This is a genomic window from Enemella evansiae, assembly GCF_004362375.1.
Lineage (GTDB): Bacteria > Actinomycetota > Actinomycetes > Propionibacteriales > Propionibacteriaceae > Enemella > Enemella evansiae.
Genome location: NZ_SNXA01000008.1, coordinates 979322 through 991928 on the forward strand (window position 1 = coordinate 979322; position 12607 = coordinate 991928).

12 protein-coding genes are annotated in these 12607 nt (G+C 71.1%); 3 read left to right on the forward strand and 9 right to left on the reverse strand.

Annotation, left to right across the window (positions count from 1 at the left end; genetic code table 11):
- Positions 1-3 precede the first annotated feature (3 nt).
- Positions 4-2031 (forward strand): DUF6807 family protein, encoded by a 2028-nt coding sequence (locus C8D81_RS05285; protein ID WP_133625664.1) that lies wholly within the window; start codon positions 4-6, stop codon positions 2029-2031.
- Here C8D81_RS05285 and C8D81_RS05290 read toward each other — a convergent pair.
- Genes C8D81_RS05290 through gatC form a run of 4 tightly spaced genes read right to left on the reverse strand, consistent with a single transcriptional unit; the run spans position 2010 to position 6304 of the window.
- Positions 2010-2924 carry a hypothetical protein gene (locus C8D81_RS05290; protein WP_133625665.1) on the reverse strand — a complete coding sequence of 305 codons (915 nt, stop codon included), beginning with the start codon at positions 2922-2924 and terminating at the stop codon, positions 2010-2012. The two genes, C8D81_RS05285 and C8D81_RS05290, sit on opposite strands and share 22 nt — an antisense overlap.
- A 1-nt stretch (position 2925) precedes the next feature.
- The gene (gene gatB, locus C8D81_RS05295) at positions 2926-4443 is read right to left on the reverse strand and encodes an Asp-tRNA(Asn)/Glu-tRNA(Gln) amidotransferase subunit GatB (RefSeq protein ID WP_133625666.1); all 1518 of its coding nucleotides are present in this window, start codon (positions 4441-4443) and stop codon (positions 2926-2928) included.
- Entirely contained in the window at positions 4440-5975 is a 1536-nt protein-coding gene (gene gatA, locus C8D81_RS05300; RefSeq protein ID WP_133625667.1) for an Asp-tRNA(Asn)/Glu-tRNA(Gln) amidotransferase subunit GatA, read from the reverse strand. The genes gatB and gatA overlap by 4 nt, the downstream gene beginning before the upstream one ends.
- Positions 5972-6304 (reverse strand): Asp-tRNA(Asn)/Glu-tRNA(Gln) amidotransferase subunit GatC, encoded by a 333-nt coding sequence (gatC, locus tag C8D81_RS05305; protein WP_208109115.1) that lies wholly within the window; start codon positions 6302-6304, stop codon positions 5972-5974. The genes gatA and gatC overlap by 4 nt, the downstream gene beginning before the upstream one ends.
- A gap of 247 nt (positions 6305-6551) precedes the next feature.
- Here gatC and C8D81_RS05310 point away from each other — a divergent pair, with 247 nt between their 5' ends.
- Positions 6552-7169, forward strand: coding sequence for an ACT domain-containing protein (locus tag C8D81_RS05310; protein ID WP_229237918.1), 618 nt, complete (start codon positions 6552-6554; stop codon positions 7167-7169).
- 301 nt (positions 7170-7470) lie between these two features.
- Here C8D81_RS05310 and C8D81_RS21500 read toward each other — a convergent pair whose 3' ends face one another.
- Positions 7471-7878: a hypothetical protein gene (locus C8D81_RS21500; protein ID WP_229237919.1), complete on the reverse strand. Its 408-nt coding sequence runs from the start codon at positions 7876-7878 to the stop codon at positions 7471-7473.
- A gap of 39 nt (positions 7879-7917) precedes the next feature.
- Positions 7918-8235, reverse strand: coding sequence for a MerR family transcriptional regulator (locus C8D81_RS05320; RefSeq protein ID WP_229119601.1), 318 nt, complete (start codon positions 8233-8235; stop codon positions 7918-7920).
- Between C8D81_RS05320 and C8D81_RS20825 the strand changes: the two genes are divergently transcribed.
- Positions 8224-8595, forward strand: coding sequence for an alpha/beta fold hydrolase (locus C8D81_RS20825; RefSeq protein ID WP_166646680.1), 372 nt, complete (start codon positions 8224-8226; stop codon positions 8593-8595). The genes C8D81_RS05320 and C8D81_RS20825 overlap by 12 nt on opposite strands.
- On the opposite strand, the gene C8D81_RS05325 is transcribed toward C8D81_RS20825, so the two are convergent.
- From C8D81_RS05325 to C8D81_RS05335, 3 genes are all read right to left on the reverse strand, one after another.
- A complete protein-coding gene (locus tag C8D81_RS05325; RefSeq protein WP_094431709.1) occupies positions 8577-9458 on the reverse strand; it encodes a MurR/RpiR family transcriptional regulator in 882 nt (293 codons plus the stop codon). The genes C8D81_RS20825 and C8D81_RS05325 overlap by 19 nt on opposite strands.
- An 83-nt stretch (positions 9459-9541) precedes the next feature.
- Complete coding sequence (locus C8D81_RS05330; RefSeq protein ID WP_133625669.1) at positions 9542-11272, reverse strand: serine hydrolase domain-containing protein; 1731 nt, start codon at positions 11270-11272, stop codon at positions 9542-9544.
- 11 nt (positions 11273-11283) lie between these two features.
- The gene (locus C8D81_RS05335) at positions 11284-12585 is read right to left on the reverse strand and encodes an exo-beta-N-acetylmuramidase NamZ family protein (RefSeq protein ID WP_094357166.1); all 1302 of its coding nucleotides are present in this window, start codon (positions 12583-12585) and stop codon (positions 11284-11286) included.
- Positions 12586-12607 lie beyond the last annotated feature (22 nt).

Below are 12607 nucleotides of genomic sequence, written 5' to 3' on the forward strand. Positions count from 1 at the left end.
CCGATGACCCCCGCCCGGGAAACCCCTTGCCCGACGGTGATCCAGGTCGGGGTACGCGGCTTCGGCGCCGTCCACCTGGCCAACATCGACCGACTCGCCGCGGCGGGCCGGGTACGCCTGGTGGCCTGCGTCGATCCGCTGGTCGGCTCGCTGGGCGGCGATCCCGGGCTGGGCGTACCGCTGTTCGACAGCCTCACCGACGCCCTCGAGGCGGTCGGCGTACCCGAGGTGGTGATCGCCTCGGTCCCGATCCCTCTGCACGCGGCGGTGGCGGCCGAGGCGCTGCGGGCGGGTGCGGACCTGCTGCTGGAGAAGCCGCCGTTCGCCCGCTTGGCCGATCTGGAGGCACTGCTGGCGCTGCAGCGGCAGACCGGGCGGCTGGTGCAGGTCGGTTTCCAGGCGCTCGGCTCCCACGCGCTGGAGCTGATCGACCGGGACGAGTTCGGCATCGGTGCGGTGCGGCACGTCCGCGCGATGGGGCACTGGGTGCGGCACCGCGCCTACTGGGAGCGCACCCCGTGGGCGGGGCGGCGGCACCTCGACGGGGTCGATGTGATGGACGGGGTCGCCACCAATCCCCTGGCCCACGCGGTCGCCACCGCCCTGCGGATCGCCGGCCTGCGCCGCGCCGAGGATGTCACCGAGGTCGTGGTGGACGCGTACCGGACCACCGCGATCGACACCGACGACACCACCGCGCTGCGGATCGTACCGGCCACCGGAGCCGAGGCGCCGACGGTCAGCGCGGCGCTGACGCTCAGCGGCCCCGGTGAGGGGGAACCGCCGCCGCTGGTCGAGGTGGTCGGCGAGCACGGCACGCTCACCCTCAGCTACATCCTCGACCAGGTGACCGGCCCGGACGGTGCGGTGCGGGGCACCGGGCGCACCGATCTGCTGGAGAACCTGCTCGCTGCCCGCGCCACCGGCGTACCGCTGCTGGCTCCGCTCGCCGACACCGGGGCGTTCATGCGGGTCGTGGAGGCGCTGCGGACCGCACCGGAGCCGACCAGGATCCCGGAGCGGTTCATCGAGGTCGTCGGGGAGGGCGCGGCCGCGCATCCGGTGCTGCAGGACGTGCAGCACTGGATCCGGGCGGCCGCCGACCGGGACGGCACCTTCGCCGAGGCTGGTGCCCCGTGGGCGTTCACCGGCCGGGACACGGTGCTGGCCGAGGCCGGAGCGGGCCGCCGCGGACCCTTGCTGACCGTGCAGAGCGGTGCCGGTTCCGTGCCCGATTCCGCACCGCGCCCCTTCCTGCACCCGGTGCGCACCCGCGCCGGGGTGGAGCTGACCGCGCGGCGCCCCGCCGATCACGACTGGCATCTGGGGCTGGGATTCACCGTGCCGGATGCCGCCGGGACGAACTTCTGGGGCGGTGGCAGCTACCGGCCAGGCGCCGGGTACCAGTGGCTGGACGATCACGGTGTGCAGCGCCTCGATGCCCTGCTGCAGGATCCCGAGGAGCTGACGATGCTGCTCAGCTGGTTGGACCGCGACGGTGAACCGGTGCTGCGCGAGCGGCGCACGATGGCCTGCCTGCCGATCGACGGCGACTGCTGGGAGCTGCGGCTGCACACCGAACTGGAGGCCGACCGGCCGATCCCGCTCGGCAGCCCGGGCAGCAGCGGCCGGGCCGGGGCCGGATACGGCGGCTGGTTCTGGCGGCTCCCCGCCTGCCGGGAGATCACCGTGCGTACGCCCGACGGCGCGGGTGAGCGGGCGGTCAACGGCAGCCGCGCCCCCTGGCTCGCCTGGCATGCCACCTTCCTCGGTACGCCGGGTGCCACCGGACCGGCGACCATCGTGCTCGCCCCCGGTGACGAGCAGACCGCGGCGGACCCCTGGTTCGTGCGCACCGGTGACTATCCCGGGATCGGTTCGGCCGTCGCCTGGGAGCGGCCCGCGCTCGTCGAACCGGGGCGGCGGTTCATCCGCTCGGCGCGTGCGGTGATCGCCGACGGCGAGCTCGATCCCGCGGACGCGATGGGCCGCCTCGCCGAGGCGGTGCCTCAGCCCGGCAGCGCGTTGTAGATCTCGGTGGTCACCGCCGCCATCTGGCCCATGTCGGCCTGCGGGTCGGCGCCGACGACCACCAGCAGCCCGCCCTTGAGCAGCGTCACGCACTCCACCCGGATGTCGACCCGGCCGCAGCTCACCGGACCGAAACGGTTGCGGTTGCCGAGCCCCGAGTGGGCATCCAGGTCGGTGAGCGAGGCGACCGGTGAGTTCATGGTGAGCGCGTAGACCGCGCCCGGACCGGGCTGGCCCTCGACGGGCTGGTAGTGCGCCCGGTCGATGTTGCCGAACGGCAGCCTGGCCTCGTCCCGGCCGGTGTCGCGCCGCAGGCCGTCGACCCGGGCCGGCAGCTTGGCCTCCTCGACGGGTTTGGCGAAGGCGGCGACCGCCCGGCGGGGCGCCACCCGGCCGGCATCCGGCTCGGTACCGCGCGGGTTCAGCAGCCAGGCGGCCAGGATCGCGACCCCGGCCAGGGTCACCAGCGCGATCAGCTGCACCCGGCGGGTGGGTCGGCCGGCCACCTTCGGCGGCGGCGATCCGGGCGGCGGCTCATCGCGGCCGGGTACGCGGTGGTGGCCGTGCCGCTCCTCGGTGCGCCGCTGCTGACTGGGTCGCGGCTGGCCCGGCTGTTGCGGACCGGCCGGCTGCTGACCCGCCGGCTGCTGGCCGGCGGCCGGCGTACGCTCCCACAGGCTCTCGTCGGTGAGCCGGTTGCGGGTGTAGCGCTGACCGGACCACTGCCCCACCTCGTCCCGCCGGGGCGGGCCGGGTCGGATCTGGGTCAGGTCGGCTTCCGGGTCCGGTTCCGGTGCGGGGTCGGGGCGACGGGCGGGGCGCAGCACGGTGTCGTCCGGCCGCTCCTCCTCCGCCCGGTCGTCACCCCATTCGCGTCCGTTGTCCCAGGACATCTCAGGTCAGCTTCTCCAGGATCAGCTCGCGTACCCGGCCGGCGTCGGCCTGGCCGCGCATCGCCTTCATCACCGAACCGATCAGCGCACCGGCGGCCTGCACCTTGCCGGCCCGGATCTTTTCTGCCACATCAGGATTCGCGGCGATCGCCTCATCGACGGCGGCGCTCAGTGCACCGTCGTCGGAGACCACGGCCAGACCCCGGTCGGCGACGACCTGATCCGGTTCACCCTCCCCGGCGAGCACCCCGTCGATGACCTGGCGGGCCAGCTTGTCGTTGATGGTGCCGGCGTCGACGAGCCGCTGCACCGCCGCGACCTGGGCGGGGGTGATCGCCAGTTCGGCGAGACCGACCCCGGCCTCGTTGGCCCGCCGGGAGAGCTCCCCGAGCCACCACTTGCGGGCGGCGGGCGCGGGCGCACCGGCGGCGACGGTCTGCTCCATCACCTCGAGCGCATCGGCATTGGTGATGTCGGTCATCTCGGCGTCGCTGAAGCCCCACTCGGACTGCAGCCGCTTCAGGCGTACGCCCGGCGCCTCGGGCAGGGTCGCGCGCAGCTGCTCCACCCATTCCCGCGACGGCGCGATCGGCACCAGATCGGGTTCGGGGAAGTAGCGGTAGTCCTCCGCGGTCTCCTTGGAGCGGCCGGCGGTGGTGAGCTGGTCGCCCTCGTGCCACATCCGGGTCTCCTGGACCACCCGCTGGCCGGCGTCCAGCCGGGCCGCCTGCCGGGTGATCTCGTAGCGGACGGCATTCTCGACCGAGCGCAGCGAGTTGACGTTCTTGGTCTCGCTGCGGGTGCCGAACTCATCGGCGGGAGTGGGCCGCAGGGACAGGTTCGCGTCGCAGCGCAGGTTGCCCTGCTCCATCCGGGCGTCGGAGACCTTGAGCGCCTTCATCAGCTCGCGCAGCGCGGCGACGTAGGCGCGGGCGACCTCGGGGGCCCGCTCGCCGGCGCCGGTGATCGGCCGGGTGACGATCTCGATCAGCGGTACGCCGCAGCGGTTGTAGTCCAGCAGCGAATGGTCCGCACCGTGGATCCGGCCGGTGGCCCCGCCGACGTGGGTGGACTTGCCGGTGTCCTCCTCCATGTGCGCGCGTTCGATCTCGATCCGGAACGGCGTACCGTCGTCCAACTCGATGTCGAGGTGTCCGTCGAAGGCGATCGGCTCGTCGTACTGGCTGATCTGGTAGTTCTTCGGCATGTCCGGATAGAAGTAGTTCTTCCGGGCGAAGCGGCACCAGTCGGCGATCTCGCAGTTCAGCGCCAGCCCGATCCGGATCGCCGACTCCACCGCCGACCCGTTCACCACCGGCATCGAACCCGGCAGGCCCAGGCAGACCGGGCAGGTCTGGGTGTTCGGTGCGGCACCGAAGGCGGTGGAGCATCCGCAGAACATCTTGGAGGCGGTGTTCAGCTCGACGTGCACCTCCAGCCCCATCACCGGGTCGTAACGGGTCAGCGCCTCGTCGTAGTCGACAACCGGTTCGACGTCGGTGGTCGTCGCGTTGCTCATGCCAGACTTCCTTCCAGGGCAGGAATCCTGTCCAACAGCGGGCCGCCCCACTGCTTGCGCAGGCTGCGTTCCAGCGCGGCCCCGACCCGATAGAGCCGGTCATCGGCGCGCGGCGGCGCCATCACGTGGAAGCCGATCGGCAGGCCCTCGGTGGACAGTCCGACCGGGAAGGACGCGGAGGCGTTGCCGGCCAGGTTGGACGGGATCGTGCAGAGGTCGTTCTTGTACATCGCCAGCGGATCGTCGACCCGTTCACCGAGCCGGAACGCGGTGGTCGGCGTGGTCGGTGAGACCAGCACGTCCGCCTGGCTGAAGGCGTTCTCGAAGTCGCGGCTGATCAGGGTGCGCACCTTCTGCGCCGAGCCGTAGTAGGCGTCGTAGTAACCGGCCGACAGCGCGTAGGTGCCGATGATGATGCGGCGCTTCACCTCGGCACCGAAGCCGGCCTCGCGGGTGGCGGCCATCACCTCCTCGGCGGAGCGGACGCCGTCGTCGCCGACCCGCAGGCCGTAGCGCATCGCATCGAAGCGGGCCAGGTTGGAGGAGGCCTCGGCGGGCAGGATCAGATAGTAGGCCGCCAGCGCGTACTCGAAGTGCGGGCAGGAGACCTCGACCACCTCGGCGCCGAGGGATTCCAACAGGGCAACGGTTTCGTTGAACTTCGCCTCGACCTCCGGCGCGTACCCCTCGCCACCGAGTTCGCGGACCACGCCGACCTTCAGGCCGGAGACGTCGCCGCTGCGGGCGGCGCTCACCACGTCGGGGACGGGGGCGTCGATCGAGGTGGCATCGCGCGGATCGTGGCCGCCGATCACCTGGTGCAGCAGTGCGGCGTCGAGCACCGAGCGGGTGCAGGGGCCGGGCTGGTCCAGGCTGGAGGCGAGCGCGATCAGCCCGTAGCGGGAGGTGCCGCCGTAGGTCGGCTTCACCCCGACGGTTCCGGTGAAGGCGGCGGGCTGACGGATCGAGCCGCCGGTGTCGGTACCGATGGCCAGCGGCGCCTCGAAGGCGGCCAGCGCGGCCGCGGAACCGCCGCCGGAGCCGCCGGGGATCCGGTCCAGCGCCCACGGGTTGTGGGTCGGACCGTAGCCGGAGTTCTCGGTGGAGGAGCCCATCGCGAACTCGTCCATGTTGGTCTTGCCGAGCAGCACCAGGCCGGCGTCGATCAGTCGCTGGGTGACGGTGGCGCTGTAGGGCGGCAGGTAGCCCTCGAGGATCTTCGAGCCGGCCGTGGTCGGTACGCCCTGCTGGGTCAGCACGTCCTTGAGAGCGAGTGGTACGCCGGCCAGCGGGCCGAGCTTCTCCCCCGCGGCGCGGCGCCGGTCGATCTCCCGGGCGGCCGTCAGGGCACGGTCGGTGTCGACGTGCAGGAAGGCGTGCACGGCCCCATCGACGGCGGCGATCTGGTCCAGGCAGGCGGTGGTGAGGGCCTCGGAGGTGGTCTCCCCGGCCTCCATCGCCCGGACGAGCTGGTGCGCGTCGGCGCGCAGCAGGTCCTTGGCGCCGGTGTCGGTGCTGGTCTGCTCGCTCATGCCGACTCCCCCAGGATCCGCGGGACGCGGAAGCGGTCGTCCTCGGCGGCCGGCGCCATCGCGAGCGCCTCCTCGACCGGCAGCGAGGGGGTGTTCTCGTCGGGGCGGAAGACGTTGGTGAGCGGTTCGGGATGCGAGGTCGGCGGCACGTCGTTGGTGTCGAGCTCGTTGACCGTGGCGACCGATTCGAGGATCACCGACAGCTGCGGCGCGAGTTCGTCCAGTTCCTCGGCACTGAGCTCGATCCGCGCCAACCGGCCGAGCCGGGCGACATCGTCCGCGGTCAACGACACGCTCTCCACCTGTGGTCCTCCTGGGCTGTTGTTCATCACCCGCGACCTTATCGCGCGCGCGGTAGTCAGCGCTGCGCTCGCCACGGTCATCGGGTAGCTGCCCCGGCGCAGCGAAGCGGAGCCGGGGCCGCCGACCCCACGGTCATCGAGTAGCTGGCCCGGCGCAGCGAAGCGGAGCCGGGGCAGCGTGTCGAGATGACCAGACCAGCCCACACCCGCGCGTACCCCATCCCACAACGCGACGCGAAACGGCCCCGTCACATCCGGATGCAAGACTGTTGGCGTGTTCCTGATCCGCCTGTCCCTACCCGACCGCCCCGGTGCCCTGGGTGCCGTGGCGAGCGCCCTCGGCACGATCGGCGGCGACATCCAGGCCGTCGAGATCGTGGGCCGTCAGGACGGTCGCGTGGTCGACGACTTCATGGTGGTGCTGCCGGACAACGTGATGCCCGACAACGCGGTCAGCGCCTGCACCCAGGTCGGTGGGGTCGAGGCGCTGTGGTGCTCGCGTTACCCGGGTGGCGCCGGGCTGCAGTCCGATGTCGAGGCGCTGGAGCGGATGCTGGCCGACCCGGACAATGCGGCGGCGATCCTGACCGAGACCGCGCCGGTGGTGTTCCACTCCCATTGGGCGGTGTTGGTGGACCGCGCGGCGCACACGGTGCTGCATTCGACCCCGATGGCGCCGGATCTGGACTGCACGGCGTTGGCCAAGCTTGAACCGCTGGATCAGACCGGCAGCGGCGAGCTGCCCAGCGGCTGGGTGGACGGCTGGGTCGAGACCACCTACGCCGCCGCCCCGCTCCGCGGTTCCCGCTCGGTCGTGCTCGGTCGGCACGGCGGCCCGGCCTTCCTCGCCGCCGAACTGGCCCGGTTGCGGCATCTGGCCGCGATGATCTGACCGGCCGTCACGCCGTCGCATCCCGCCCACCGGGCCCGGGCAAGCCGATGGTGCTCTGATCCCCAGGAAGCATCAAGGATGCGCTTGATACCTCTGAGGCATCAAACAAATCCTTGATGCTTCCTAGGCATCAAACAAATCCTTGATGCTTCCTGGGCATCAAAGCCGTATCGCTCCAACCGGGTATCGCGAATCAACGGGCGGCCACACCTACCGGCCCGTCGTGCCGGGAGCGCTGAGGATCGCTCGGCAGAGCACCGTGTCATCCCGATCCCCGACCGGCTCCACGACTGTCATCCGTTCAGCGGTACATCGTCCAGAAGATGTACCCGGCGATCGTCACGACGATGATCGCGATCACGAAGAGCAGCGGGATGATCCAGCGCCAGCGCTTCTTCTGCTTGGTGGTGGGCAGGTCGGTGGGGCCCCAGGCGCCGATGTTCGGGCGGATCCGTGCCGGGACCGTACCGTTCAGGTTCAGGTCGGAGAAGATCTTGCTGGGCTGCTTCGCCGGCGGCGGCCCCGGGGGCTGCGGGACCAGCGGCCCGGCGGCCCGTTGCGCCGGGAGCGGCGGTTGCCGGGTGTCCTGCGGCGGCCCGGCATGGGCCCGGGCCGGCGCGGGGGCCGGTTCGCGTTCGCGCAGCACGGTGGGCCGATCCTGCTCGGCGATCGGCCGGTCATCGGGCACGGTCTGCGGGTCCTCGGGCACGCACCCAGCGTAGAGGGTGCGGGCCAATGACCCCCGACCTCACTCCCCTTTCAGCGCACCCAGGTACGCACCCAGCGCGTCCCGCCGCGCGACCATGCAGTCGACGCAGTGGCACATCCGCTGCCACTCGGACTCGGCCGCCTCGACCGTGCCCGGATCGACGTGCTCGTGAAAGATCCCGCCGCTGTCGGTGAGCGCGTCGATCAGTTGGGCGACCAGCGCGGTCGGCACCCCGGCATCGATCAACCCCTTGATCTGCCGGGTCCGCGGCAGCTGCTCCGCCGCGTACACCCGGTAGCCGTTGCCGTCCCGTCCGGCCGGTGCCAGCAACCCGGTGTCCTCGTAGTGCCGCAGCATCCGCGCGCTGGTGCCCAGCTCCGCGGCGAACTCACCGATCAACATGGGCCTGTTCTCACCATCCGCAACCATGACAGGGAATTCGCCGCCCGACTCGACCAGGCGTACGACCTCACCACCCCGCCGGAGGAGCGCTTCACCACCTTCGACCATCCGTCGCTGCTGCTCACCGGCCGCCGGGACGACAGCGTCGGCTTCGCCGACCAGTTCGAGCTGCTGGAGTCCTATCCGCGGATGACCTATGTGGTGTTCGACGATGCCGGCCACAACGTGCACCTGGACCGGCCGACCCTCGCCACCGTGCTGTTCGCCGACTGGCTCGACCGCCTCGAGCAGGCCCCTCAGCGCGCCGAGCGGTGATGCCCGCGGACCGCCTCCCGGGTGGCCGCCACGGCCTCCACCGCGCGGTCGTAGCGGTGCTGGGCGGCCGCCAGGAAGAGGCAGTCCACCACCATCAGTGCCGCGATCCGCGACGCCATCGCCCCCGAACGCAACGGCGTCTCATCGGCGGCGGTGGTCAGCACCAACCCCGCGGTACGCCCCAGCGGGGACGCCGGGAAGTTGGTGATCGCCACCGTCGCCGCGCCCCGACCGGCGGCCGCTTCGAGCACCTCGATGGCCTCGGTGGTGGTGCCGGTGTGGCTGACCGCGATCGCCACATCGCCCGCGCCGAGCAGGGTGGCCGAGGCCAGCGCCTGGTGCGGATCGGACCAGGCATAGGCGACGACTCCGATCCGGTGCAGCTTCTGCTGCAGGTCACCGGCGACCATGCCGCTGGCGTGCGCACCGTAGAGGTCGACCCGCCGGGCGCCGGCGACCAGCCGGGCCACCTCGGCGAGCACCTCGCGATCGAGTTGCTGCCCGGTCTCCTCCACCGCCCGCGCCCCGGCACCGGTCACCTTGGCGACGATCTCGTCGATCGAGTCGTCGGCGGTGATGTCCCCCACCGGATGGGTGAGCCGGCCGTTGTCGGCGGACGCCTCGGCGAGCGCCAATCGCAGCTCCGGATAACCCTTCAGCCCCAGCCGGCGGGCGAACCGCAGCACCGAGGTCTCCGAGGTGGAGGCGCGGTCCGCCAGTTCGGTGATCGTCATCGCGGCCACCACCCGCGGGTCGCCCAGCACCACCTCGGCGACCCGCTCCTCGGCCGGTGCCAGGCCGGGCCGCAATGCCCGCAACCGCACCAGGACCGGGGTGGCCTGATTCTGGGCACCTTCTGTCATGCGCTGGATCGTAGTGCCCGCCCGGGCCCGGCCGGTGTCATCGGCACGGACCCGGGCGTGCCCCCGAGTCTGTGGCCCGCTGGTCAGCGGTTCGTCCTGGTCCAGTTGCTGGCGATGAAGCGACCCGGTTCCTTCTCGCCGTCGACCTTGACCCCGCCGCGGACCTGGATGTCGTCGACGTAGACGCCGCGGCCCAGATAGATCGCGTCGGTGGTGTGCCGCCAGCGCAGCGTCTGTGCGCCCGCCGGCAGCGATGCGTCGATCCGCACCCAGCGGCGTACCCCCGAGGTCGCCCAGGACCCGTCGGTGGCCAGCGATTCGCCGTCGGACAACTGCACCGTGAACGGCACCTTGGTCCAGGTCGCACCACCGTCGGTGGATCGCTCCAGCACCAGCGGATCGGTCTCCTCGACATCGACCATCGCGTCGAACCGGACACTGGCGCCACTGCCGCCGACCTGCAGCGGCAGGTCGAGAGTGGCGGTCGTCTTGTTGGTCACCCCGGTGAACCAGGCATCGGGTCCCTTGTCCGGGCGGACCGGCATGGACAGCGCCAGCCCCTGCGCCCAGTCCCGGCGGGCCGGGTTGACCGACCCCCAGTCGCGGGAGGGGTGCACCCGGTTGGTGAGCAGCACCGCGAACGAGCGGGAGGCGAAATCGATGACGATCGAGGTGCCGGTGTAACCGGTGTGCCCGGCCTCCTTCGGCGCGGACAGGCCCTCGGCGTACCACCGCTGGTTGAGTTCGAAGCCCAGCCCGTGGTCGTTGCCGGGGAACTTCGAGTTGAAGTTCCGGGTGAGCAGATCGACCGATTCGGGCTTGAGGATGCGGTTCTTGTTGTAGCTGCCGCCGTTCAGCAGCGTCTGGCTGAGGATGGCCAGATCGCCGGCGGTGGAGAACACCCCGGCATGTCCGGCGACGCCGCCGAGGGACCAGGCGTTCTCATCGTGCACCTCACCCCAGACCATGCCCCGCGGCGGCGCGGTCTGATACTCGGTGGCCGCGGTCCGCCGCTTGTCGGTCGGGTTGTAACCGGTGTCGGTCATGCCCAGCGGCCTGGTGATCCGTTCGGCGACGGCGGTGTCCAGGCCCTGTCCGGTGAGCCGTTCGACCATCACCCCGAGCGCGATCAGGTTCAGATCGGAATAGCGGTAGACGGTGTCCGGCGGATTGGTCGGGGTGGCGTTCATCACCGCGGCGATCCGGGATTCCTTGTCCGGGTACGCCGACCAGAGCGGCAGCCAGGCGGGCAGCGCCGAGGTGTGGGTGAGCAGGTTGCGGACAGTCAGGGTGTCCTTGCCCTGGCCGCCGAACTCAGGCAGGTAGCGGGCCACCGGGGCATCGAGCTCGACGGTGCCCTCCTCGATCAGCTGGACCACCACCAGCGAGGTGAACAGCTTGGACACCGAGGCCAGGTCGAAGATGGTGTCCTGGCGCATCGGTACCCGTTCGTTCTCGGGCAGCTTGGTGGTGGCATCGGCGTAGAGTCGCGCGTAACCGCTGGCCTCGGTGGCGACGATCGCCCCGTCGTGGCCCATCACCCCGACCGCGCCGGGATAGAGCGGTTTCGGGGTGGCCGACTGGTAGGCCCGGATCTTGGCACGGGCGGCCTCGATCGGCGCGGGGTCGAGACCCATCTGCGCGGGCGTGGCGGTCCGCAGTTTCGTGTTGGGGCTGGCATATCCGCTGTAGGGACGGTCGAAATCGCGGGCCTGGGCGGCGGGGGTGTACGCCGCCCCGAGGGCCAGCACGGTGGCGCCCACGGCCACGACGCGCAGCGCGTTCCGGACGCGGGTGGTGCGCTTGAAGATCATCGCCGCACCCGTCACCGGTAGCTCAGGAACGGGGCGCGGTCGGCGTTCCACTGCGCGAGTTCCGCCTGCCAGGCTGCGATGATCGTCGCCGCATCGGCGCCGGCATCGACCTGTTCGCGGAACCGTGCCGAACCCGACAGCAGATCCATCCACCGACCCGCGTAGTTGTCCCCGGTCCGCCAGCCGAAGCCCGGATAGAGCGATTTGAGGGCGACGATCATCTCGGTGGCGGTGCGGATGGCGTCGACCTCGTGGGCGTCGGTGATGTGCACCTGGACGCCGCCGCAGACCTGGTTGGCGTTCTTGGAGAAGGTCGGGTTGAAATACATCTCCCGGAACAGCACCCCGGGCAGGTTGCGCGAGTTCAGCCGTTCGGCCCAGCGGTAGTCGACGTAGGGGGCGCCGATGATCTCGAACGGCCGGGTGGTGCCGCGGCCCTCGGAGAGGTTGGTGGCCTCGAACCAGCAGGTGCCGGGATAGAGCAGTGCGGTGTCGCTGGTCGGCATGTTCGGGCTGGGCAGCACCCAGTGCAGGCCGGTGTCGGCGAAGAGCATGTCGCGGGTCCAGCGCTCCATCTGGATGACCTGCAGCTCCCGCAACCGCTTGCCACCGGTATCGGCGGGCAGGTAGCGCTCGTCGAACATCTTGGCCAGTTCGCCGACGGTCATGCCGTGCTGCTGGATGATCTTCTCCGCACCGACGCCGGAGGTGAAGCCGTCGGTCATCATCGGCCCGTTCGCCTTGCCACCAACGGGATTCGGCCGATCGAGGACCACGAAGCGGGCACCGGTGTCGACCGCGGCGCACATCGCGGTGTACATGCTCCAGATGTAGGTGTAGAAGCGGGCGCCGACGTCCTGGATGTCGAAGACCATCGTCTCCACGCCGGCGGTCTGCATCATGCTGGCGAACTTGGCCCGGTTCGCACCGTAGGCGTCATAGACGGTCAGCCCGGTCCGCGGATCGATCGAGGTGCCCTCGGAGGAACCGGCCTGCGCGGTCCCGCGGAAACCGTGTTCGGGGCCGAAGACGCCGACGATGTTGACGCCCTGGGCGTGCATGTCGTCGACGATCGAGGTGAGGTCGTGGAGCACCCCGGTCGGGTTGGTGAGGACGCCGACCTTCTGGCCCTTCAGCGCGGCCCAGCCGGCATCGGACTGGACCTGGGCGCCGGTGACGACGCCGTTCTTCTTCGGACCCTTGGGCGGTTTGGGTTTCTTGGGGTCGGCGAAGGCGTTGGCGGCCTGGGAGAGCGGGTACGCCGCAGCGGCGGCGCCCGCGCCGGCGAGCAGGAGTCGACGATTCAGGGGCATGGGAGGAATCCTTGTCTCAAAC

Coding starts and splice junctions, on each gene's coding strand:
- C8D81_RS05285 (WP_133625664.1), top strand. CDS start 4: ATGACCCCCGCCCGGGAAACCCCTTGCCCGACGGTGATCCAGGTCGGG.
- C8D81_RS05290 (WP_133625665.1), bottom strand. CDS start 2,924: ATGTCCTGGGACAACGGACGCGAATGGGGTGACGACCGGGCGGAGGAG.
- gatB (WP_133625666.1), bottom strand. CDS start 4,443: ATGAGCAACGCGACGACCACCGACGTCGAACCGGTTGTCGACTACGAC.
- gatA (WP_133625667.1), bottom strand. CDS start 5,975: ATGAGCGAGCAGACCAGCACCGACACCGGCGCCAAGGACCTGCTGCGC.
- gatC (WP_208109115.1), bottom strand. CDS start 6,304: ATGAACAACAGCCCAGGAGGACCACAGGTGGAGAGCGTGTCGTTGACC.
- C8D81_RS05320 (WP_229119601.1), bottom strand. CDS start 8,235: ATGCTGCGGCACTACGAGGACACCGGGTTGCTGGCACCGGCCGGACGG.
- C8D81_RS05325 (WP_094431709.1), bottom strand. CDS start 9,458: ATGACAGAAGGTGCCCAGAATCAGGCCACCCCGGTCCTGGTGCGGTTG.
- C8D81_RS05330 (WP_133625669.1), bottom strand. CDS start 11,272: ATGATCTTCAAGCGCACCACCCGCGTCCGGAACGCGCTGCGCGTCGTG.
- C8D81_RS05335 (WP_094357166.1), bottom strand. CDS start 12,585: ATGCCCCTGAATCGTCGACTCCTGCTCGCCGGCGCGGGCGCCGCCGCT.